The sequence below is a fragment of the Vagococcus silagei genome (genome assembly GCF_004795745.1).
Lineage (GTDB): Bacteria > Bacillota > Bacilli > Lactobacillales > Vagococcaceae > Vagococcus > Vagococcus silagei.
Window position 1 is genome coordinate 26,292 of sequence record NZ_SDGV01000007.1, and the last position, 21,908, is coordinate 48,199.

A 21,908-nucleotide genomic window follows, 5' to 3' on the forward strand; every position below is an offset into this window, starting at 1 on the left:
GTCTTTTAAAAAATATGATAAAGGGGTGAACCATCCTCCTTCATTCAAGAGGATGATTATTATGAGCTATAAACAAAGTGCTGACTATTTAAAAGATAAAGTATTGCCAGATACTAAAATTGCAATTGTAATCGGTAGTGGGTTATCAAGCATTATTGACAATATTGAAGGAAAACAAGTGATTTCTTATGCTGATATTCCTGGTTTTGTTAAATCGACTGCACCAACCCATAAAGGTGAAATGGTGATTGGTGAGTTGTTTGGTCAACCTATCATTTGTATGAATGGCCGCGTTCATTTTTACGAAGGCTACGATATGTCAGAAATCACAAACTACATTAAAACCTTGAAATTATTGGGTGTAGAAACATTAATTTTGACAAATGCTTCAGGTTCAATGAAACAAGAATTAGAACCAGGTAGCTTAGTTGTGATTGAAGATCATCTGAACTTATCAGGTCGCAATCCATTAATTGGTACAAATGACGATGCAATGGGTCCAAGATTTGTGGATATGTCAAATGCATATTCTAAAGAATTAATCGAAAAAGTGATGGATGGTAATGAAGATGTGCTAACAAAAGGCACATATGTTTTCACAACAGGTCCAAGTTTTGAAACACCTGCAGAAATTCGTGCTTACCGCATGCTAGGTGGAGATATTGTGGGGATGTCGACTGTTCCAGAAGCAATTATGGGTGCTTTCTGTGGGCTAAATACCTTAGCTATCTCATGTGTATCAAATTATGGAACGGGAATTCCAGGATCAAATGTTTCGGACGAAGAGTTGGTACGTGTGACAGGTTTATCACAAAAACGCTTTGTACGAGTAATTCAACAACTATTTGAGAAAATTTAGGGGAAAATTACGATGGAAAATACGATGAGCGCTAAAGAATTAAAACAAATTAGAATGGTTGTCATGGTCGTTTTAGTTTTAACAATCTTAACACAATTAATTGATAATGCATTTACGTTAATCACACCAATTCTTGGTGAAAAGTTTAACATTTCAACAGATGTTGCAAGTTGGGTAGCCTCAATTGGGGGAATTGGGATTGCGATTGGTTTCTTTGCTTTTTCTAGTTTTACCGATTTTATTAGTGAGAAGAAATTATTAATTATTGGTGTCCTATTATTCTGTTTACCTTCAATTACAGGACTTTTATTCCAAAGTTCTTACACGATGGTTGTTATTTCACGCTTTATTCAAGCGGTTGGTGGTATTTCGACCTCCGCACTTTACCTGGTTTTAGTTGCACGGTATATTGATGGTAAAGAACAAGTGATTTGGATGGGGTTATGTACGGCAAGTTTTACAATTTCAACGGTAATTGGGACTTTAACAGGTGGCTTCTTATCAACATTCTTTGGTTGGCAAGTGATTTTTTATATTCCGTTTTTAGGTCTACTCGCTTTACCAATCATTATCAAGTACATGCCAGAACAACCTAAAAAACGCAGCAACATTGACTATTTAGGCTTCTTAATCCTAACAGCCTTTGTGGTATCAATTAACTTCTTAGTTGCAAACCCAAGTCTTATTTTATTAGTTTCAACAATTGTTTTTGTCATACTTTTCTTATTCTATATTTCAAAAGTCAAAAATCCTTTGATTTCAATGGATTTCTTCAAAAACAAAAGTTATATGATGATGCTAGCTTCAACTTTCTTCTATTATCTATCACAAGTTGCGTTAGTTTTTATCACACCATTCTTACTTGAAGCAATGTTTGGCTATTCATTAAATAAAACAGCTTTAATCTTTATCGTGCCTTATACAATTTCAGGTGTGATTGCGATTTTCTCAGGTTCAATTATTAATCGCATCGGCATGAAAACGGCCCTTACAACAGGTGCACTTTTAATCATGGCAGGATTTGTTTATGGTGGTTTCCAAGCGTATATTAGTACCACTCATGTTTTAATTGCCTTAACGTTAATTACTGGTGGTTATGCACTTTCATTTGGTCCATTATTAACGAAAGCTATTTCGTTCTTACCAGAAACAGAAATCGGAACGGGGATTGGATTCTTCAACTTTACCGTTCGAACTGCGAATGCTTTAGGTATTTCAATTGTTGCTTTCCTTTTGAATTCAAACTTAGACAAACTAAATCTGATTTCATTATCAAATAAAGCAATGATTCCATTTACATATATCTTTATTATTTTAGCTTTAACAACCTTAGTTGGTATTGTGATGTACTACTTAGTATCAGAAAAAAAATCAAACAATCTGGAGGAAAATTAATATGAAAAACTTAACAATGGATGAAATTATCGAATCATTAAACCTTGTACCATTAGTTGAAGAAGGTGGCATGGTTGCTGAAACATATTTAAGTGAAGAAATGTACGGAGAAAGACATTGTGGTTCAGCTATCTATTATTTCCTAACTGACAAATCATTCTCACACTTACATAAATTATCTGCAGATGAAGTTTGGCATTTTTACTATGGTGACCCAGTTGAAATCATTCAAATTGATGATGCAACAGGTGAAGGCGGCGCACATAAATTAGGTGTTGATTTAGCAAACGGTGAAAAACCACAAGTTGTCGTGAAGAAAAATGTTTGGCAAGGTGCGCGTTTAATCCCTGGCGGTAAACATGGTTTTACTTTAATGGGTACAACAATGTCACCTTCATTTATGATGGAAGACTTTGTGTTTGGTCCTCAAGATGAAATGCTTAAAAAATTCCCACAACATGAAACAGATATCTTAAAAGTATCTGGCGAAAAAATTTACAAATAGAGGAGACTTACAATGGAAATCAAAACATTAACTTGGAAAGAAAAAGAATTAGTTTTAGTTGATCAAACAAAATTACCGGTCGATGTTGAGTACGTTGCCTGTAAAACTTTAGAAGACGTGTTTGTTGCGATTCGCGACATGATCGTTCGTGGTGCTCCTGCAATTGGTGTTTCAGCAGCTTATGGTGTTGCAATTGCAGCGTACGAAATTACAACAACAGAATTTGATTTATATAAAACAGAATTATTAAGTCAATGTGACTACTTAAACACTGCTCGTCCAACTGCAGTAAACTTAAGCTGGGCAGTTGAAGAAATGAAAGCTGTGATTAATGGCTATGAAGGTCAATCTGTTGCAGAGTTAAAAGCATTACTAGAAAAACGTGCAATTGAAATTCATGAAGAAGACATCATGATTAACAAAACAATTGGTAAAAATTTATTATCATTAGTAAAAGAAGATAACACAATTTTAACGCACTGTAATGCAGGTGCTTTAGCAACTTCTGAATATGGCACAGCACTTTCAGTGTTCTATGTTGCTCAAGAAGAAGGCGTGACACTTCATGCTTATGCAGACGAAACGCGTCCAAGACAACAAGGTGCCAAACTAACTGCTTTTGAATTATATAATGCAGGTGTTGATGTGACACTGATTACTGATAACATGGCTGCTGAAGTCATGAAAGAAGGTAAAATTGATGCCGTGATTGTTGGCTGTGACCGTATTGCAAGTAATGGCGATACAGCAAATAAAATCGGGACAATGAGTGTTGCTATTTTAGCGAAACACTTCAATATTCCTGTATATATTGCTGCACCAACACCAACAATTGATATGGCAATTGAATCAGGTAAAGATATTCCAATCGAAGAGCGTGATGGCGAAGAAATCACAATCATCAATGGTGAATATGTGACAGCTAAAGGTGTAAAAACTTACAACCCATCATTTGACGTGACACCTGCTGAATTAATTACAGCAATCGTAACGGAAAAAGGAATTGTTAGAGCACCATTTAAAGAAGGATTACAAGCAATTTTTAAATAAAAACTAAACAGAAGTAGAGGGATTAATATGGAAAGAGCAGCTATTCTTGGAGCAGGGTTTATCTCACATTCTCACGCGGAGGCGTTAGGTTTTTGTGGTATCGAGTTGTATGCTGTGGTTGACAGATCTGAAGCAGCTGCAGAAAGCTTTGCCTCTAAGTGGGGGATCGATAATTACGGCACATCAGAAGCGATTTTATTTGATGAGACAATTACAACCGTACATATCTGTACACCACCAAATACACATTATGAGATTATCAAACGTCTTTTAGACGCAGGTAAAAATATCATTTGTGAGAAACCACTTTGTTTTTCTGATGAAGAAGCCGACGAATTAAAACAATTGGCATATGAAAAAGGCTTGAAATGTGCGATTAACTTAAACGTCCGCTATCACAACATGTCATCAAAAATGAAAGAATTAATTGGTCAACGCGAAGCATTTGGGAAAGTGAATTTAATTCATGGGAAATACTTACAACAATTTCATATGTTGCCAACACCTTATAATTGGCGTTATATTCCAGAAGTTTCTGGCAAAATGCGTGCGGTAACTGAAATTGGGACGCATTGGTTTGATATCGTTCAATATGTGACTGATTTGAAAATTACGGCAGTTTCAGCTTTATTTGGTAATTTTGATCCAAAACGTCAAGTCAAAGAGGGTTTAATGTATCCAATTGATGAAGCAAAAAAAGAGGCGGAAATCGTTGAAGTGACGTCTGAAGATGTTGCTTTAATTCAATTCAAATTTGATAATGGTGCGATTGGCTCAGTGACCCTTTCTGAGGTGTCACAAGGTTATTCAAACTATTTAGAGTATGAAGTGACTGGTGTCAATCAAACAGCTGGTTGGAATTCACAAAGTAATAATGAATTGTACTATAATACAACCAACTCTGAAAGCAATGTCTTGAGAGATGGTTTTGGGAATGGCTTTAACGACTCTTTCCAACAATTAATCCATAGTTTTTATTTTGCAAACGAGAGTGAAATTTCGTATCCAACATTTGATGAAGGCGCAGAAATTGTTCATATCTGTAATGCAGTTTATGAAAGTGCTGTGAACGATTCTAAATGGGTACAATTAAAGTAGGTGGAAAGATGTTTACAGACAAACAAAGAACAGAAATTATCCAATATGGAAATAAATTAGTTGATTATGAATTAACAAGTGGTACTGGCGGTAACATTAGTTTGTATGATGCATCGACACAAACAATGTTAATTACGCCGTCAGGGTTTGAGTTTTCAGAAATGACAGAAGAAGATTTGGTGATTGTTGATTTAGGTGGCAATGTCATCGAAGCAAAAGAAGGACTTAAACCATCAAGTGAATGGCAACTACATAGTATTTTTTATCAAAATAGAACCGATATGACAGCTATTATTCATGCGCATACAATTTATGCTACTGTTTTAAGCTGTTTAAGAGAACCGTTGCTGGCAACGCATTATATGATTGCAGCAGCCGGAAAAGACGTTCCAGTGGCTGAATATGCAACATTTGGTTCACAAGAGTTAGCTGACAATGCATATGCCGCAATGCAAGACCGTAAAGCAGTCTTATTAGCCAACCACGGTATGATCGGTGGCGATTCAAATTTAGAAAAAGCTTTCAACATCATCGAAGAAGTTGAATATTGCTCTAAAATCTATTGCATCGCCAAAAGCGTCGGCACACCATTTATTCTAGACAACATCGAAATGCAAGTCATTGAGAATAAGTTTAAGACCTATAGTAAGAATGTAAAATAAGGTGGTGAAGTGAGCGCTTTGAGCTGAGCAGTAAGGCGAGCGTGATAATTTGACGGTTTTTGTCAAAATATCACGATTGACTTAATGCCGAAGCTCAGCTTTCTGAACCATGATTATCTCAGCTGATAACGATTAGATCAAAACGATCCTATCACCAAAATCTGATCTACAAAAGCAGTATACCCACAAGACTATCATTCAAAATTCATCAAAATATAAGAAGTGTGACTTTTTGTCATGCTTCTTTTTGATTCCAAAACAAAAAAATATCCCATAGAAATAGTCGAAATGACTTTTCTATGGGATAGTTTGTTCGAATAATTAAATTATCCTTTTTTTGTTTCAAAAAGCGGACTAACTGGTTTGTTTTCGTGGATACGTTTGATTGCATCTCCGATTAATTCACCAACACTTACTGTTTCAATCTTATCTGAATGTTTTTCTTCAGGTAATAAAATTGAATCTGTGATAATTAGTTTTTCAATTGAAGATTGATCGATTCTCTCGATTGCAGGACCTGATAAAACAGGGTGTGTACAACACGCAATCACTTCAGTAGCACCTTTTTCAATTAAGGCTTCTGCTGCAAGTGTAATTGTACCAGCAGTATCAATCATGTCATCAATGATGACACATTTTTTACCTTTTACTTCTCCAATGATATTCATTACTTCTGCCACGTTTGCTTTAGGGCGACGTTTATCAATAATTGCGATTGGTGATTTCAAGTGTTCAGCTAATTTTCTAGCACGAGAAACACCACCATGGTCAGGAGATACGACAACAACATCGTCACCTTCATAACCGTGTTCGATAAAGTAGTCAGCTAATAGTGGAGCAGCCATCAAGTGATCGACTGGAATGTCGAAGAACCCTTGAATTTGTGCAGCATGTAAATCTAGTGTAAGGACACGTGTTGCACCAGCTGTTTCTAACATATTTGCGACTAACTTAGCTGTGATTGGCTCACGAGAACGAGCTTTACGGTCTTGACGAGCGTAACCATAATATGGCATCACAACGTTAATAGTTTTTGCACTTGCTCGTTTAAGTGCATCAATCATAATTAATAACTCCATTAGATGGTCGTTAACAGGGTTACTAGTTGATTGGATTAAGTAGACGTGACCTCCACGAATACTTTGTTCAATATTGATTTGAATTTCGCCATCACTGAACTGTCTAACTTCTGATTTTCCTAATTCCACTCCAACAGCATCTGCAATCTTTTGTGCTAAGGGTTTGTTAGAGTTTAATGAAAAAATTTTAAGTCTTGGATCAAAGTAATGATTGGACATGAGAACCTCCGCTTTCTATTATTATCAGTATTATACTTCTTTATAAATAGTAGTCATTTTTGCAAGATAAATCAAGGGTTTTCACGAATATTTATTGGTTATATGGCATTTTTTTAGAATACTCTTTAAGGTTGGATTGGCGACCACGTGCAATCCCTAAGTCATAATCTGGCACATCTTGATTAATGGTCGAGCCGGCAGCAATGGCACTACGTTCACCTAAAGTAACAGGTGCAATTAAAGTGGTATTGCTACCAATAAAGGCATAATCACCAATTGTTGTTTTGAATTTATTCTTACCATCATAATTTGCAAAAATAGTACCAGCACCGATGTTAATATGTTTTCCGAGGATACCATCACCAACATAAGTTAAATGACCAACCTTAGTTCCTTCACCGACAATCGTATTCTTAGTTTCCACAAAGTTACCAATATGCGCATGATTTTCAATTGTTGTATTTGGACGAATGTGGGCATAAGGGCCAACATCGACAAAATCTTTGATTACTGAAGATTCGATTGTTGAAGATTTAACTTCAACATCATTACCAATTTGGCTATCAATAATTTCTGAGTTTGCACCAAGGAAGCAGTTTTCACCAATGACAGTTTGGCCTTTTAATTGTACGCCAGCCTCAATTGTAGTATCGCGACCAATTGTGACATCTGCTTCGATATATGTTGTAGCAGGACTTACGAATGATACGCCTTCTCGCATGTGATTTAAGTTAATGCGTTCAAACATCAATTGATTAGCCTTAGCTAGTGCTACGCGGTCGTTAACGCCCATAGAATCGTCTTCTGAGTCCATAATGTAGGCAGAAACAGTTTCACCTTGTGCTTTAAGAATACCAATCACATCTGGTAAGTAGTATTCACCTTGTGCATTTTCATTACCCACTTGGTTTAAAGCTTCGAATAAGCTTTTATTATCAAAACAGTAAGTTCCTGTATTGAATTCAGTTACAGCTAGCTCTTGTTCGTTGGCATCTTTATGCTCAACAATTTTTTCGACATGACCTTCTGTATTACGAATCACACGACCATAACCAGTTGGGTCTTTTGCAATCGCAGATAAAATAGTTGCTTTTGCATTCATTTTTTCATGATGCGCAAACAATTCTTCTAGTGTATCAGCTTGTAAAAGAGGTGTGTCACCACAAATCACTAAAGTTGTTCCTTCTTTACCAGCTAATTGTTCACTCGCTGCTAAAACGGCATGACCAGTACCTAGTTGTTCTGTTTGTAAGGCATAGTGAGAACGATCACCTAGTTGTTCTTTAACCATTTCAGCACCAAAACCAACGATGGTTACAATTTCAGCAACATTTAGTTTTTCTACTTGGCCAACAACATGTTCGACCATTGCTTTACCAGCAACTGGATGTAAGACTTTGTATAATGATGATTTCATGCGAGAGCCTTGTCCGGCAGCAAGAATGACAGCATAACGATTTTTCATAAATTTAGCACTCCTTGGATTCTTTATTCATTTTGAATTAATTAAAGTAATTTCCTGGTACAACAGTAATATTTTTAGTTTGTGTGTCTACGTCTTTCACACATAAAAGAGAAGTATAATCATCGATCATGCGACGGCCACTAAATGTTGATTCAGCAAAAACAGTGATGCCAACAAGTTCAGCTTCGAATTCTTCGATAAGTGCCTTCATACCATTGACTGTTCCGCCACCTTTCATGAAGTCGTCAACAACAAGAACACGGGCGCCGCGTTTTAAACTACGTTTTGATAGTTCCATTTTTTCAATTCGTTCACTAGACCCAGAAACGTAATTTACGCTAACAGTTGAGCCTTCAGTAATTTTTGAATCACGTCTGACGATGACAAATGGAACATTTAGATAGTAGGAAACGGCTTGCGCAATTGGGACTCCTTTTGTCGCAACAGTCATGACAGCATCGATATCCTTGTTAGCGTATTGTGAAGCAATAATTTGTCCAACTTGTTTTAAAAGCTGAGGTTCACCTAATAAATCAGATAAGTAAACATAGCCCCCCGGTAGTAGTCGGTCCTGTTCGGAAAGACGTTCGCAAAGTTGTTCAACCATTGCTTTTGCAGTTTCGAAAGGAATGATGGGTGTAAAGATAACCCCTCCTGCAGCACCTGCAACAGTTTCTAAAGTTCCGAGTCCACGGTCTTTAAAGGTTTTTTTTAAGATCGTCAAATCTTCACTTATGGATGATTTGGCCGATGCATATTTTTTAACAAAATAAGTCAGTGGCGTTAGTGTGTGTGGATGATCTAAAATGTAATAGGTCATATCGATTAAACGTTCACTTCTTTTGATTTTCATATGACAAACTCCTCTATTTAATAATAACTATAAGTAATGCCATTATAGATTGTTTTTAATCAAAAGACAAAAATTTTTTAGCAAAATCGGAACGTTCGTAAAAATAGTATTGGGAATAATGGGGGGAAAACAAAAAAAGTAGGTATCAAACACGAAAATTGTTTAACCAATTGATGTGTTTGATACCTTTTTTCTGTATAAATGTTACTTTTTTTTGAGTTAAGTTTTTCTTTGTGCTTTAACTTTGAAGTGACTAAAGAGATTTACAAGAATAAATAAAAAGATAAAGATTAGTGTAATTGTCGCACCTGGTGGTGTATCAAGTTGATAGGAAGAAATCAAACCTGAAACCATCCCCATAAAGCCAACAATAATACTAAAGACCATTACAGCATTGAATGTTTTACCAAGTTTCATTGAAATCGTTGCTGGTAGAATCATAATGGCTGAGACTAGTAAAGCTCCAGCGATTGGAATCATTACGGTAATCGCCACACCTGTAATCACATTGAAAAGCATTGACAGTAACTTGATTGGTAAGCCGTCAACATGGGCGGTTTCTTCATCAAATGTTAAAACATACATTGGCTTTTTCAAGAAAATAAAGAGAATGACAATGATTAAAGCTAGGACACCAAGAATAATTACTTGGTTCCAGTTGATTGTGACAATTGAACCGAATAAATACTGTTGGATATTCATCGATTGCTGTCCTTTGTTAAGATTCATCAAAACAAGGGCTACTGCTAGTCCACCAGACATTAAAATGGCGGTTGAGACTTCAGAATAGGATTTATAGAGACTGCGAATATATTCTAAACTTAGTGCTGAAATAATCACGATAACAAGGGTCGTTAAAGTTGGGTTAATATTGATAAAGAAGCCCAAAGCAATCCCAGCTAGTGAAACGTGCGACAGCGTATCAGCTAATAATGACTGTCTTCTTAAAACAAGAAAGACACCTAACATTGGGGCAATGACAGCGATAAAACAAGCCGCAATCAAAGCTCTAATCATGAACGAATATGAAAACATCTCCATTCTGAGTCCTCCTTTCTCACAAGGTGAATGTGGCGATCCATATACTCTTTAATATCTTCATGATCATGTGTAATCATGAGAATCGCTTTATTATGTTCATGGGCATTGTGTCGTAATAATTCATAAAAATCACGACGCGACTGTTCATCCATCCCAGTTGTTGGTTCATCAAGAATAAATAAATCAGGATCAGTTGCAAAAACACGCGCCAGACAGATTCGTTGTTTTTGGCCACCCGATAATTCACCGATTCTTTTTTTTCGCATATCCCACATGCCAACTGAACGTAGCGCTTTTTCAACATGTTCGTGGTCTAGTTTTGTTAGACGTTTAAACCAACGGTCACGTGAATAGCGACCGGATTGAACCAATTCAAGTACCGTGCTTGGAAAACCAGCATTGAATGAGGCGATTTGTTGTGGAATATAACCAATACTTATTTTATTGCCGTCAGCATTTGTTTTAGCTAAAGTAACTTCGCCTGAGGTAGGTTTTAATAGTCCAAGTGTGTTGCGAATCAAAGTTGATTTTGCGGCACCATTTTCACCGGTTAAGATGACAAACTCGCCAGGATCAACATAATACGAAATATCTTCTAAAACAGGTTCTTCACCGTAATAGAATGTTAAATTTTTAACATCAATATAATGCATGGAGAGACTCCTTTCTTAAAACGTAAAAATTACAATTTACATAAAAATAAGAATAGCACGCGTTTAAAAAAAATACAAGTCTTTTTACACAAAAAAGAAATCAAAACGAATAGTTTTTGATTTCTTAGAGAAGTGTCATGGTTATGATTTTAAAGTACGAACGACATAGACTTCTTTACAAAAGCCTTTTAGGCTATTTGCCACGCGTAGAGCACGAGAATGCTTTTGACATAAGGCTAGCACAGTCGGACCGCTACCACTCATGACTGCTGCATCAGCGCCAAAATCCAACATTTTTTGTTTGATTTCAGCAACGACTGGGTATTTTGTCATGGTATAGGATTCTAGTGAATTGCCTAAGTGTTGTGTCATTTCATGATAGTCTTCTGCTTCAATTGCATTTTTTAAAGCATGAATATTTGGATGATAGACATCATCCACTGCGAGTTTAGCAAAAACTTTTGGTGTTGAGATGCTTAGTTTGGGTTTGACAAGCACGACCCAACAAGAGGGCATGTTTTGTGTTAAAGGTAGCACGATTTCACCTAAACCTTTGACAAGAGAAGTTTGACCATGGATACAGTAGGGTACATCCGTCCCCACAGGAATTGAGAGATCAACCATTTCTTGTTTAGTTGCATTTAGATCAAACAGGCGATTTAAACCTCTAAAGGTTGCGGCTGCATCACTACTGCCTCCGCCTAATCCAGCAGCGACAGGAATATTTTTTACGAGTTGGACTTCGACACCAGACTTAAATTGATAAGCGTCCCTCATAATTTCAATCGTTTGATAAATGTTATTCTTACGATCGGTCGGTAAAAAGCCGCTATTAGTTTTTATGATAATCTCATCAGTTGGTAGTGGGGAGAGAATCAAGCGGTCTGCTAAATCAACGCTAGACATAATCATCTCGAGTTCATGGTAGCCATCATCTCGTTTATATAGCACATCAAGTCCTAGATTAATTTTAGCAGGAGCCTTTTCTATGATCTCCATAAAAAGCTCTCCTTTCTATGCAAAGTTGATTACTTTAATTATACATTATCTTAACGGGTACTGTTCGTTAAATTTCGCATTTATTTTGTTTGAGGTAGGCTTCTTTTTGTGGTCGCGTGAGCTGTTTAAAGGCGTACTCAGCTTTCATCGCTTCACTTTTAGATGAAAATCTTTCTGAATGAATGAGTGAAACAGGTCGTCTAGATTTAACACGTGTATATTTGGCCCCTTTACCAGCGTTGTGTGTTTGCACCCGTTGCTCTAAGTTAGTTGTATAGCCAGCGTAAAAGGTATTGTCACGACACTTTAATACGTAAAAATAAGCTTCAATATTATTCGCCATGGAGTAGTGCCTTAATTTCAGGTAAATAATTGTCTTGGTCATCATAGACATACAATGGAGGTAAAATGCGTAAACCATCTGTTTTACCATCTTTGATTCCTTCAACAAGGACAATGTTTACTTCACGGTCCTTTTTGGGATAAACGAATTGAATTCGTTTAGGTGCAATCCGATGAGCGCGCATTGTATCTAAAATATCAATCAGTCTGTCTGGTCGATGAACAATCGCAATTTTACCATTCATTTTTAAAAGCTTAGAACCGACTGAAAATAAGTCTTCCAAGTTAAAATGGATTTCGTGTCGTGCAATGGCTAAATGTGGATTGGGGTTTTTCTTACTTTTAGGTTGTTCTTTGAAATAAGGTGGATTACAAGTGATAAAGTCAATTGAATCATGCTTTAAGTAATCAAAGGCGTCATTCACATCTGTATGAATGATTTCGATTTGCTCGTTAAAGTCATTCATTGTCACACTTCGTTGTGCCATATCAGCCAGACGTTCTTGAATCTCAAGCCCTGTAATATGTGCTGTGGTACGTGGTTGCATAAAAAGAGCAATTGCACCATTACCTGTACAAAAGTCAACAATTTTTCCTTTTTTAGGAATCGAGGCAAAATGCGCCAAAAGCACAGCGTCTAAAGAAAACGAAAAGACTTGTGGACTTTGGATGATTTGTATGTTTTGTGCCAGTAGCTGATCAACGCGTTCGCCAGGCAGTAAATTTTCAGTCATAAATCTTGATTTCCTTCCATTCGTCATTATTTTATTATTATAGCAAAAAAATTTCAAAAAGCATGTTTAAGCATTACAAAATACTTGCAACTTATCTTGTTTTTGGGCATACTTGTAACGAAATGAGATTGTAAAGGGTGAAAATATGTTTTATACATTTATTGTAGGCCTAGTAGGCTTTTTAGTTGTTTTAATTAATACAAATACCCATTTTGAGGGGAAAGAAAATTTACCGAAGGAAGAGAATTATGTCTTAGTTGGCCCACACCGTACTTGGTATGAACCTATGTTTTTTGCATTGGGAGCGATGCCTCGACGTTTTTCATTTATGGCTAAAAAAGAATTGTTTGAAAATCCAATTTTACGCTTTATTTTAGTGAAGTGTAATGCATTTCCTGTTGATCGCGATAATCCTGGACCAAGTGTTATCAAAACACCGGTTAGAACGTTAAAAAATACTGATTTAAGTGTGATGATTTTTCCAAGTGGTAGTCGCTATTCAGATGAATTAAAAGGTGGCGCAGCACTAGTTAGTAAAATGTCACGCAAAAAAATTGTACCAGCCGTTTTCCAAGGCCCATTAACATTCTGGAAACTTTGGACTAAAAAACGCGTTACCGTTAAATATGGTGAACCAATTGATATTTCAGATATTAAAAAAATGGATAAAGAAGGCATCGCAGAAGTTGAAAGACGCATGCAAGAAGCCTTTGATAAATTAGATAAAGAAATCAACCCAGACTTCGTCTACGTAAGACCAGAGAAAAAGGTGGTTGAGTGAGCGTTTTGGGCTGAACAGTAAGACGAGCTCGGTAAACAGACGGTTTTTGTCTGATTACCGGGATTGGCTTAATGCTGAAGCCCAGCTCACGTCGCCCCAATAAAAAAGGTGGTTGAGTGAGCGTTTTGGGCTGAATAGTAAGACGAGTCTATGAATTCCCACTCATCTTGTACTATCCATCGATAATTCATATAAATACAAAAATCATCAGCAATCTTTTTTTGAGATTTGTTGATGATTTTTTGTTTAAGCGAGTTTCATGGATACGAATGAATAAAAAAAGGATAAGGAGTATGACTTTTAACAACAGATTTATCGAGATGTTCCAGGCTGTAAACCTTGTCAAATCAACATTTGAAATTATTTTCTAATGACAAAAATGTGGATAAGCAATAAGATGGATGGAGAAAGTAACTTAAAAATAGTAAATTGCAGGTGAAGATAAATGGAGATAAGTGAAATGTTAAAAGAGAAACGAAAGGAGTACCAGTTAACCCAAGAAGAACTAGCTGAAAAAATTTTTGTATCAAATAAAACAATTTCGAATTGGGAAAATGATAAAACAAAACCTGATATCGAAAGTTTGATTTTATTAGCTAAATTATTCGATTTATCTTTAGACAATTTGTTATTGGAGGAATCGGAAATGGTTAAAGCTATGAATCAGGATATTCATAGGGGACGCAATCTAAAAAAAATATTATTATTAGTATCAATACCTTTAATAGTCATTATTTTGTTGTTATCATGGATTACTTATAAAGGCAATCATTTGAGTATTGTCCCACTAAATGATGTTGAACAAATAGAATTATCCACTAAAAATTTAAATAAAGAAACAGAAATAAAAGGTAAGGTTAAACTGAAACCTTATGAATCGGTTGCTTTTGTGGATACTGTTGTAAAAAATAAAATGATGTACGTCATGATCCATAAAAAACCACAGTTAATAGGTAATACAAACGAATTCATTTTCTCTTTAAATGAAAAGTTACAGAGTGATCATCATTATATCGATCAAATCGAAAAGATTGTCCTTACCTATTATGATACTCGAGAAGTTGACGGCTTTACTAATTTTGAGTTAACACAAAGTTTTCCAGAAAAAGTAATTTGGAAAAAATAGGAAGCCTGATGAATAGTTTTCAATGCACTCTATAAGAAAAACACCTAATAGCTAGTCGGATTGAAGACAGGCTGTTGGGTGTTTTAGGTTATTCGTTACTATTTTAAGAGAAGGTTAGTTAAGATCACATCATTATTTTGATCAACAATTTTTCTTAGCATTTCGATGTCGGGTTTAATCCCAATATTATGATGTTCAGTGCCATTTGGATAAGCAACTTTTTTAGCTGTTACCATAAATACGCCACCTGTTTCTAATTTTATTAATGCAGGCTGTCCAGTTGAACCAGCTGTCGTGCTACCAATGAGTGATGCACGTTGGACATTGTCAAAAATCATCACGAAATTTTCTGAGGAAGAGTAAGTTTGATCATCCATTATGATTTTAACTGGTGTATCACTTAAAAGTCCGGCTCTATCAGGATAGAAATCATCTTCTTGTTCAGTGATTAAGGTTTGATATTGCAAAGCATCATAGAATATCTGCGTGTCCTTATTAAGCTCTAATCGGTTAAAAAAGAGTTGTGTGGCACTAGCGTATACTTGAGCATTAAAATTTTGCACTTCACTTTTTTCAGTTTTCATGGGACCGTCAAAAAAAGCTTGGGCAATTTCATTGGCAAAGCCAGAGTTGCCACCAAAATTTTTGCGTATATCAAAAAGGACTTCGTCTACTTGTTCTAACAACGGCATCGTGCGATAGAATTCGGTCACAACTTCTGGTGTCATAAAATTTTTTATTTTGATGAGGGCTTTATTTTCAATAATGTAAATGTCTATGGCCTCACTGACAGACAGATTTTTATGATTCATAAGAATGGGTGAGACCAATGCAGCATCAAAATTGACCGGCTGTTCAAGTAAGTTTACTTTTTTAGTGATACCATCTTTAAATTCAATCCAAAAAGAATCATCAGGGAATAAAAAAGAAGGATGGTTCTGAAAATTTGTCAACGAAACATTAAGATTTGATTTCCAAAAATGAGCGCTTACTTCATTGATGAAATCCTCAGTCGTAAGATTGTATATTTTTTTGATAGGTAAAAAAGTTAAATTTTTATATTCTGGGAGTGCACTACAAATCACAAGTTCATCTTCAATTAGTGTGAGTTCGATAGGTAGGAATTTTCCTTGTTGTTTGATTTCTTCAGGAAGGTAGATCAATGTATGCCCATCATTTAGAATTGCCACCCATTTTTTTATAATGCAGTAGAATTCGGTAAGTGTCGTTTGTTCATTAATTTTATTTAAGACTGTTACGTAGTTTATTTTCCATTTTTCTAATAATTCATCATCCCAATAGGGGAATAGTGAACGACCTTCAAAATAAATACTAGCGATATCCATCATCATTTTGTGATACATTTGCTCACTCCTCGTTTCTATTTAATTAAAATTTTACCATAATAGCGTTGAAAGATGGTATTTGGTAGTAATTTCCTTGGCCATTTGATAGATTGAGAGTTAGAGAATAGAAAATTTTTTTTGGGAAAGGATGGAATGTGTTGTTTGATCAAAACTTAAAGAAATTTCAATGTAATCACTGCCATAAAAAAATTGAATCAGGTGAACAATGCTGGACCAAATGGCAATTTCCGCCGCAAGCAAATGCATTTCAAGATAAAGCAATTAAAGCTTTGGAATATCAAAATGCGCCGATTCTTTGTTTGGAATGTGCGGAAAAAATTATGAAGCAAAAATATTAATGCTTTATAAGTGAATACAAAAGAAGTTCATTAAACGTGATATTATTTTGTATAATCTTACAGACATGCTATAATAAATCAAAAGCGATGGAGGGATTTTTATGGCAAAAGAGAAGCTATTAAAATCAGAAAAGATTCGTATCAAAAATGATGAATTACGTAAAAAGGGTAAAGAGCCAGCTCAAGGTTGGGGCGAGATGGTTAATACAAAATTTGGTGGTGGCGGAGCAGGCAGTGGTTTAAATGGCTCAGCAACAAAATTTGATCATATGGGTGCAGTCGTCGAAGAACAAAAAAATAAAAGAAATGAAACGTTATAACATAAAAATACTATAGATTTAAGAGTCACTCAAAAAAAGAGTGGCTTTTTTTATTAGTTAAAATTAATAGAATAAATTCTATTGAAGATTTGATTTAGTGCTGAATTTCGGCTCTTTATACCTGTTAACCCAAATCATAAAATGTCCACAAAAAACCCGCTCACAAACAATCAAAATTGGACTGTTCGTGAGCGGGTATATTTATTGATGGCTCATGCCTATGATTAAAATTTTAGAGTGTATATTTTCTTAAACGAATTGCAAGAGGCGTAACTTCGCAACATTCATCTTGCTTAATAAAGGACATGGATTCTTCTAAGGTCATTTGTTTAGTCGATCTTAAGACATATGTGGCTTCCTTTGTTGCGGAATGCATATTGTTAAGCTGTCTTTTCCGTGTGATATTTACTTCCAAATCGCTTGGTTGGTGATGTTCACCGATAACCATACCTTCGTAAACTTTGTCCCCTGCGTTCACGAATAATGTGCCACGGTCTTCAATATTTTCTAGTCCGTAAGTTGTGACTAAACCAGTATATTTTGATAGTAATGAGCCTGTTTTTCGAGAAAGAAATTTTTGTTTTTTTAGTGGATAGTATGCATCAAATTGTTGATGTAAGAGACCTGTTCCTTTGGTTATCGATAAAAATTCAGTCAAGTAACCAATCATTCCACGGGTTGGGATTGAGAAAGTTAGATAAGTTTGTTGGTCTTTCGTTTGCATTTCTTTTAATAGACCACCACGATTGCTAAGTGTTTCGATGACAGAGCCAGCATAAATTTCTGCTGTACGAGCCATTACCAGCTCGAAAGGTTCTAATATCTTTCCATCCTGTTTTTTCTCTAAAACGCTAGCACTGGAAACTTGAAATTCAAAGCCTTCCCGACGCATTTTTTCAATTAAAATTGAAAAGTGTAATTCGCCACGTCCATAGAGCAACCATTTATTGGGTGAATCAGTCGCGACCATTTTTAAAGAGACATCTTGTTTAAGTTCTCTTAATAAACGCTCTTCGATTTTACGCATGGTTAGCATTGAGCCATCTTGCCCAGCAAATGGTGAATCATTGATTGAAAACAGCATTTGCATCGTAGGTTCTTGGACATCAATGATTGGTAAAGATTCTGGTGTTTCAATTGTGGTGATGGTTTCACCAACGGTCATTTCAGAGTAACCTGTAATCGCGACAATATCACCAGCTTGAGCTTCAGCGACAGGTACACGTTCTAACTCCTGAAAAACAAAGAGTTGGCTGATTCTAAAGCGTTTAATTTGTCCATTCAATTGGACAAGGGCGACTGTTTCACCTGATTTGATACTGCCACGGAAAACACGTCCAATTGCTACTTGACCTAAGTAATTATCATAGTCAACAAGGGCAATTTGAAATTGAAAATCGCCTGTTTCAGTTGTAGGACTCGGCATACGTTCCACGATGGTATCTAATACAGGTTTCATTGTTTTTTCTTGTGTTTGTAGATCTGATTCTAAACTAGAAGTTCCATTGACTGCTGAGGTATAAACAATTGGAAAATCCAATTGTGTGTCACTGACACCAAGTTCAATTAAAAGATCAAGGAGTGCATCAACAGCATATTCTGGTTCAGCACCTGGTCGATCAATTTTATTGATTATGGTCATGATTGGCAACTTGTATGCTAGAGCTTTTTCTAAAACGAAGCGTGTTTGTGGCATGGGACCTTCAAAAGCATCAATGACTAAAATAACACCATCGACCATTCCCATAATCCGTTCGACTTCGCCACCGAAATCAGCGTGACCAGGTGTATCTACGATATTGATTGTTGTCCCGTTGTGAACGAGTGACGTTGCTTTAGCCAGAATTGTTATGCCGCGTTCTTTTTCTAATTCGTTCGAGTCTAAGCCTTGGTTTTTATTGTTTTGTTTGGCTTCTTGGCTTGTTTCTTTGATTAATTGATTCACTAAACTTGTTTTTCCATGATCCACATGAGCGATGATCGCAACATTGCGTTTAGTTGTCATGGCTTCACTCATGTTTCCATTATTTGTTTTAATTGGATCATGAAGGATGTTTTTTTCCATTTTTTATCTCTCCTTGTTACTTATTGGGGCGAAAAAAACATCCTTCTTCTGGAAACGGTGGCACCATGATTTCAATTCGTGTTGCATAGAAATTCATGTTATCCCTCCTTAAGTTATATCGCTAGCAGTCTAACAAGAGAATGGATTTGTGTCAACTTTAAGGTGGTTTTATTTAAAGATATTTAAGAAAAAAGCCCTCAGAAAAATCTGAGGGCTTGAGCTATTTTGTTGATTAAACGATTGGAGGAGTTCCTTCAGCGTTACCAGCAATTGCATCAATTTGGATTAAAGCATTGTTTGGTAATTCAGAAACACCAACAACACGACGAGCTGGAGTACCGTTAGGGAAGAATTTAGCATAAACTTCGTTAACAGCATCTAAGTCGCTTAAGTCTTTAAGGAAGATGTTTACTTTAACCATGTCTTCCATTACGTGATCAACGCTTTCGATGATAGCTTTGATGTTGTTTAAGACTTGTTCAGTTTGTTCCTTGATTCCACCAGCAACCATGTTACCTGCTGCATCGACTGGCAATTGCGCAGAGATATTGTTGTAGTGAGAGAATGCTACTGTTTGAGTTGCTAATTTGTTGATGGCAACTTTATCAGTGTTGTTAGCTTCGATGATTAAACCATGACGATCTTCGATTGCTTGTGGTGGAGTTCCGTCGCCGTGTGATACAACAGCTTCGATTTGAACGTCAGCACCCATTGGTAAATCTTTAACTGCTACAACTGTACGAGCTGGTACATAACCAACAGCACGTGCAATACCTGAATCTGGGAAAACAGTTGAGTAAACTTTATCAACTGCAGCTGTATTAGCTAAATCTTTAAGGAAGATTGTTACTTTTACAACGTCATCGATTGGTACATCAATGCTTTCTAAGATTGTTTTGATATTTCTTAATGCTTGAGCAGTTTGTTTTTTAATACAGCCAGTTACAACGCGACCAGTTTTAGGATCGATTGGTAATTGTGCTGAAATATTATTGTAGTGAGAGAATGCAACTGTTTGTGTTGAAATAGCATTAGCAGGTGCTTCACATGTGTGGTTAGTTAATTTAATTAAATCGCCAGCTTGAGGTGCATTTGGAATAGTACCTTCGCCATTTGATAATAATGCTTCAACTTGGATGTCAGCACCCATTGGTAAAGCGTCAACAGCAACAACAGTTAATGCTGGTAAGTAGCTGGTAAAGAATGAACGGTAAACGTCATTTACGATTTCTAATTGTTTCATGTCAGTCATGAAAATTGAAATACGGATGATATCGTTCATAGAGTGATCGATACTTTCTACGATTGCTTTAATGTTATTGAAACTTTGTTCAGCTTGTGCTTTGATTCCGCCAGCTACTAAATCGCCAGTTTTAGGATCGATTGGTAATTGTGCTGAAAAGTTATTATAGTGCGAAAACGCAACTGTTTGTGAATGTAATGCACTTTTTGGTGCATTGTCTGTGTTTCGTGCTAATACAACATTATCTGTAGTCATAATTTAATATACCTCTTCTTAGTTTTTTTATTTATACATTTAGAAAAAGTGTAGTCTATATTGAAAAGGTTGTCAATCGCTTTATTTCGATGTTCAAAACGCTTTTTATTCTACATTTTATTTTCGTGTTTTCTCAATTTTTTACAAAATAAACGGATTAAATAATCTGATGGGTGTTATTTTAAATGAGACAAGCTTCTAAAAACCTTTTTAACAAAGTCGGATTGTTTGTATGATTAGTGAGAAATCTGACGAGAACTTTAAATATTTGATATAATAGTGAGAAGAGCAATTTTAGGAGGAGCAAGATGAAAATTCTACATACAGCGGATTGGCATATCGGTCGTAAATTTAATGGTTTTTCGTTATTGGAAGAACAACAAGATGCCTTTTCACAATTGTTAGAAGTAGCACTCAAAGAAGAAGTAGCGGCAATCGTTATTGCGGGTGATTTATATGATCGGTCTAATCCATCTGCTGAATCTGTTAAAGTGCTACAGGATATGTTGATTAAATTAAATTTGGAACATCGTTTTCCTGTTTTTGCAATCTCAGGAAATCATGATAGTCCCACACGTTTGAATGTCGGTTCACCATGGATGCAGCCTAATCAATTTTACTTGACGACAAAAATCGAAGAAGCTAGCTCACCGATTGAGTTTCAAGATTTACAACTCTTTTTGCTACCCTATTTCGAACCTTTTCATGCACGTGAGTATTTTGGCGATGAGTCAATTCGCGATATTCAAACAGGTGTTCAGTTAATGGTCGAAAAGATGAGCGAAAACTTTGATTCATCAAAACGACAACTGCTTGTCAGTCACTTTTTTGTAGCAGGTTCAACGAAAGAAGAGTCAGAAACAACACTTGAAGTGGGCGGATTAGCAAACGTTACACAAGACACCTTTACTGCCTTTGATTATGTTGCCTTAGGTCATTTACATTATCAAGATGCCTTAAAACATGGTGAAAAAGTGAAGTACAGTGGCTCGTTATTAAAATATTCTTTAAGTGAAATGAATCAAGAGAAAGGCTTTAGAATTGTTGATATTCCAGAAGATAAGGCACAACCTGTTACGAGTCGTTTTATTGCGATTAAACCGTTACGTGACGTGCAAAAAATTACGGGAAATTTTGCAGCATTGTGTCAACCCGAAAGTTATCAAAAAACAGACCGTGAAGCCTATACAGGTATTGTTTTAGAAGACCAGACTGTGATTGATAATGCGATTGGACAACTGCGTGAGATTTATCCGCGCTTAATTCAACTGGAACTTGCAGCTTTAAAGACACAACAAACCAGTTCGCGAATCTTACAAGAAGAAACGATTAAAGAATTAGATACGACACAGTTGGTTCAAAGTTATTATCAAGAAGTCATGTCAGAACCTTTAAGTGAAAAGCAACAAGCTTGGTTAGAACAAGCTATTTTAGAAGAAACTAAAGAAAGTTGAGATGA

Annotated in this window: 22 protein-coding genes; 11 read left to right on the plus strand and 11 right to left on the minus strand. The window is 35.9% G+C overall.

Annotated features, from left to right (window positions below):
- Positions 1-61 precede the first annotated feature (61 nt).
- The 6 genes from ESZ54_RS03205 to ESZ54_RS03230 are packed head-to-tail and all read left to right on the plus strand — an operon-like array spanning position 62 to position 5,569.
- Positions 62-859 carry a purine-nucleoside phosphorylase gene (locus tag ESZ54_RS03205; RefSeq protein ID WP_162615078.1) on the plus strand — a complete coding sequence of 266 codons (798 nt, stop codon included), beginning with the start codon at positions 62-64 and terminating at the stop codon, positions 857-859.
- Positions 860-871: 12 nt separating this feature from the next.
- Positions 872-2,254 (plus strand): MFS transporter, encoded by a 1,383-nt coding sequence (locus ESZ54_RS03210; protein ID WP_136136241.1) that lies wholly within the window; start codon positions 872-874, stop codon positions 2,252-2,254.
- 1 nt (position 2,255) lies between these two features.
- Positions 2,256-2,759, plus strand: a complete 504-nt coding sequence (locus tag ESZ54_RS03215; RefSeq protein WP_136136242.1) for a cupin domain-containing protein — start codon at positions 2,256-2,258, stop codon at positions 2,757-2,759.
- 12 nt (positions 2,760-2,771) lie between these two features.
- A complete protein-coding gene (mtnA, locus tag ESZ54_RS03220) occupies positions 2,772-3,809 on the plus strand; it encodes an S-methyl-5-thioribose-1-phosphate isomerase (RefSeq protein ID WP_136136243.1) in 1,038 nt (345 codons plus the stop codon).
- A 27-nt stretch (positions 3,810-3,836) separates the two neighbouring features.
- The gene (locus ESZ54_RS03225; protein WP_136136244.1) at positions 3,837-4,907 is read left to right on the plus strand and encodes a Gfo/Idh/MocA family protein; all 1,071 of its coding nucleotides are present in this window, start codon (positions 3,837-3,839) and stop codon (positions 4,905-4,907) included.
- An 8-nt stretch (positions 4,908-4,915) separates the two neighbouring features.
- Entirely contained in the window at positions 4,916-5,569 is a 654-nt protein-coding gene (locus ESZ54_RS03230; RefSeq protein ID WP_136136286.1) for an L-fuculose-phosphate aldolase, read from the plus strand.
- A 326-nt stretch (positions 5,570-5,895) separates the two neighbouring features.
- Here the strand turns inward: ESZ54_RS03230 and ESZ54_RS03235 are convergent, their stop codons facing one another.
- The 8 genes from ESZ54_RS03235 to ESZ54_RS03270 all read right to left on the minus strand — a co-directional run bounded on the left by ESZ54_RS03235 (position 5,896) and on the right by ESZ54_RS03270 (position 12,981).
- Positions 5,896-6,867 carry a ribose-phosphate diphosphokinase gene (locus ESZ54_RS03235; RefSeq protein ID WP_136136245.1) on the minus strand — a complete coding sequence of 324 codons (972 nt, stop codon included), beginning with the start codon at positions 6,865-6,867 and terminating at the stop codon, positions 5,896-5,898.
- Positions 6,868-6,958: 91 nt separating this feature from the next.
- On the minus strand, positions 6,959-8,332 hold the full coding sequence (gene glmU / locus ESZ54_RS03240; RefSeq protein ID WP_136136246.1) for a bifunctional UDP-N-acetylglucosamine diphosphorylase/glucosamine-1-phosphate N-acetyltransferase GlmU: 1,374 nt from the start codon (positions 8,330-8,332) through the stop codon (positions 6,959-6,961).
- Between the two features lie 37 nt (positions 8,333-8,369).
- Positions 8,370-9,185 (minus strand): pur operon repressor, encoded by an 816-nt coding sequence (gene purR / locus ESZ54_RS03245; RefSeq protein WP_136136247.1) that lies wholly within the window; start codon positions 9,183-9,185, stop codon positions 8,370-8,372.
- A 219-nt stretch (positions 9,186-9,404) separates the two neighbouring features.
- Complete coding sequence (locus ESZ54_RS03250; protein WP_136136248.1) at positions 9,405-10,226, minus strand: metal ABC transporter permease; 822 nt, start codon at positions 10,224-10,226, stop codon at positions 9,405-9,407.
- A complete protein-coding gene (locus ESZ54_RS03255) occupies positions 10,199-10,879 on the minus strand; it encodes a metal ABC transporter ATP-binding protein (protein WP_136136249.1) in 681 nt (226 codons plus the stop codon). Before ESZ54_RS03255 ends, ESZ54_RS03250 begins: the two co-directional genes overlap by 28 nt.
- Positions 10,880-11,020: 141 nt before the next feature.
- Positions 11,021-11,878 carry a 4-(cytidine 5'-diphospho)-2-C-methyl-D-erythritol kinase gene (ispE, locus tag ESZ54_RS03260; protein WP_136136250.1) on the minus strand — a complete coding sequence of 286 codons (858 nt, stop codon included), beginning with the start codon at positions 11,876-11,878 and terminating at the stop codon, positions 11,021-11,023.
- A gap of 67 nt (positions 11,879-11,945) precedes the next feature.
- Entirely contained in the window at positions 11,946-12,221 is a 276-nt protein-coding gene (locus ESZ54_RS03265; RefSeq protein WP_136136251.1) for a GIY-YIG nuclease family protein, read from the minus strand.
- Positions 12,211-12,981, minus strand: a complete 771-nt coding sequence (locus tag ESZ54_RS03270; RefSeq protein WP_239433733.1) for a tRNA1(Val) (adenine(37)-N6)-methyltransferase — start codon at positions 12,979-12,981, stop codon at positions 12,211-12,213. Before ESZ54_RS03270 ends, ESZ54_RS03265 begins: the two co-directional genes overlap by 11 nt.
- Positions 12,982-13,099: 118 nt before the next feature.
- Between ESZ54_RS03270 and ESZ54_RS03275 the strand changes: the two genes are divergently transcribed.
- Positions 13,100-13,735 (plus strand): lysophospholipid acyltransferase family protein, encoded by a 636-nt coding sequence (locus ESZ54_RS03275; RefSeq protein ID WP_136136252.1) that lies wholly within the window; start codon positions 13,100-13,102, stop codon positions 13,733-13,735.
- A 460-nt stretch (positions 13,736-14,195) separates the two neighbouring features.
- Positions 14,196-14,861 carry a helix-turn-helix domain-containing protein gene (locus ESZ54_RS03280; RefSeq protein WP_239433734.1) on the plus strand — a complete coding sequence of 222 codons (666 nt, stop codon included), beginning with the start codon at positions 14,196-14,198 and terminating at the stop codon, positions 14,859-14,861.
- Positions 14,862-14,959: 98 nt separating this feature from the next.
- On the opposite strand, the gene ESZ54_RS03285 is transcribed toward ESZ54_RS03280, so the two are convergent.
- Positions 14,960-16,225 (minus strand): S41 family peptidase, encoded by a 1,266-nt coding sequence (locus ESZ54_RS03285; protein WP_136136254.1) that lies wholly within the window; start codon positions 16,223-16,225, stop codon positions 14,960-14,962.
- A 140-nt stretch (positions 16,226-16,365) separates the two neighbouring features.
- Between ESZ54_RS03285 and ESZ54_RS03290 the strand changes: the two genes are divergently transcribed.
- Positions 16,366-16,566 (plus strand): hypothetical protein, encoded by a 201-nt coding sequence (locus ESZ54_RS03290; RefSeq protein WP_136136255.1) that lies wholly within the window; start codon positions 16,366-16,368, stop codon positions 16,564-16,566.
- Between the two features lie 101 nt (positions 16,567-16,667).
- Entirely contained in the window at positions 16,668-16,886 is a 219-nt protein-coding gene (locus tag ESZ54_RS03295) for a hypothetical protein (protein ID WP_136136256.1), read from the plus strand.
- A 232-nt stretch (positions 16,887-17,118) separates the two neighbouring features.
- Here the strand turns inward: ESZ54_RS03295 and typA are convergent, their stop codons facing one another.
- Both typA and ESZ54_RS03305 read right to left on the minus strand, forming a co-directional pair.
- Positions 17,119-18,891 carry a translational GTPase TypA gene (gene typA, locus ESZ54_RS03300; RefSeq protein WP_136136288.1) on the minus strand — a complete coding sequence of 591 codons (1,773 nt, stop codon included), beginning with the start codon at positions 18,889-18,891 and terminating at the stop codon, positions 17,119-17,121.
- Between the two features lie 292 nt (positions 18,892-19,183).
- Positions 19,184-20,449, minus strand: a complete 1,266-nt coding sequence (locus ESZ54_RS03305) for a RidA family protein (protein ID WP_136136257.1) — start codon at positions 20,447-20,449, stop codon at positions 19,184-19,186.
- A 308-nt stretch (positions 20,450-20,757) separates the two neighbouring features.
- Here ESZ54_RS03305 and ESZ54_RS03310 point away from each other — a divergent pair, with 308 nt between their 5' ends.
- Entirely contained in the window at positions 20,758-21,903 is a 1,146-nt protein-coding gene (locus ESZ54_RS03310; RefSeq protein ID WP_136136258.1) for an exonuclease SbcCD subunit D, read from the plus strand.
- Positions 21,904-21,908 lie beyond the last annotated feature (5 nt).

Excerpts from the sequence above, each read along its gene's own strand:
- ESZ54_RS03205 (WP_162615078.1), top strand. The coding sequence starts at position 62 with ATGAGCTATAAACAAAGTGCTGACTATTTAAAAGATAAAGTATTGCCA.
- ESZ54_RS03210 (WP_136136241.1), top strand. The coding sequence starts at position 872 with ATGGAAAATACGATGAGCGCTAAAGAATTAAAACAAATTAGAATGGTT.
- ESZ54_RS03215 (WP_136136242.1), top strand. The coding sequence starts at position 2,256 with ATGAAAAACTTAACAATGGATGAAATTATCGAATCATTAAACCTTGTA.
- mtnA (WP_136136243.1), top strand. The coding sequence starts at position 2,772 with ATGGAAATCAAAACATTAACTTGGAAAGAAAAAGAATTAGTTTTAGTT.
- ESZ54_RS03225 (WP_136136244.1), top strand. The coding sequence starts at position 3,837 with ATGGAAAGAGCAGCTATTCTTGGAGCAGGGTTTATCTCACATTCTCAC.
- ESZ54_RS03230 (WP_136136286.1), top strand. The coding sequence starts at position 4,916 with ATGTTTACAGACAAACAAAGAACAGAAATTATCCAATATGGAAATAAA.
- ESZ54_RS03235 (WP_136136245.1), bottom strand. The coding sequence starts at position 6,867 with ATGTCCAATCATTACTTTGATCCAAGACTTAAAATTTTTTCATTAAAC.
- glmU (WP_136136246.1), bottom strand. The coding sequence starts at position 8,332 with ATGAAAAATCGTTATGCTGTCATTCTTGCTGCCGGACAAGGCTCTCGC.
- purR (WP_136136247.1), bottom strand. The coding sequence starts at position 9,185 with ATGAAAATCAAAAGAAGTGAACGTTTAATCGATATGACCTATTACATT.
- ESZ54_RS03250 (WP_136136248.1), bottom strand. The coding sequence starts at position 10,226 with ATGGAGATGTTTTCATATTCGTTCATGATTAGAGCTTTGATTGCGGCT.
- ESZ54_RS03255 (WP_136136249.1), bottom strand. The coding sequence starts at position 10,879 with ATGCATTATATTGATGTTAAAAATTTAACATTCTATTACGGTGAAGAA.
- ispE (WP_136136250.1), bottom strand. The coding sequence starts at position 11,878 with ATGGAGATCATAGAAAAGGCTCCTGCTAAAATTAATCTAGGACTTGAT.
- ESZ54_RS03265 (WP_136136251.1), bottom strand. The coding sequence starts at position 12,221 with ATGGCGAATAATATTGAAGCTTATTTTTACGTATTAAAGTGTCGTGAC.
- ESZ54_RS03270 (WP_239433733.1), bottom strand. The coding sequence starts at position 12,981 with ATGACGAATGGAAGGAAATCAAGATTTATGACTGAAAATTTACTGCCT.
- ESZ54_RS03275 (WP_136136252.1), top strand. The coding sequence starts at position 13,100 with ATGTTTTATACATTTATTGTAGGCCTAGTAGGCTTTTTAGTTGTTTTA.
- ESZ54_RS03280 (WP_239433734.1), top strand. The coding sequence starts at position 14,196 with ATGTTAAAAGAGAAACGAAAGGAGTACCAGTTAACCCAAGAAGAACTA.
- ESZ54_RS03285 (WP_136136254.1), bottom strand. The coding sequence starts at position 16,225 with ATGTATCACAAAATGATGATGGATATCGCTAGTATTTATTTTGAAGGT.
- ESZ54_RS03295 (WP_136136256.1), top strand. The coding sequence starts at position 16,668 with ATGGCAAAAGAGAAGCTATTAAAATCAGAAAAGATTCGTATCAAAAAT.
- typA (WP_136136288.1), bottom strand. The coding sequence starts at position 18,891 with ATGACAACTAAACGCAATGTTGCGATCATCGCTCATGTGGATCATGGA.
- ESZ54_RS03305 (WP_136136257.1), bottom strand. The coding sequence starts at position 20,449 with ATGACTACAGATAATGTTGTATTAGCACGAAACACAGACAATGCACCA.
- ESZ54_RS03310 (WP_136136258.1), top strand. The coding sequence starts at position 20,758 with ATGAAAATTCTACATACAGCGGATTGGCATATCGGTCGTAAATTTAAT.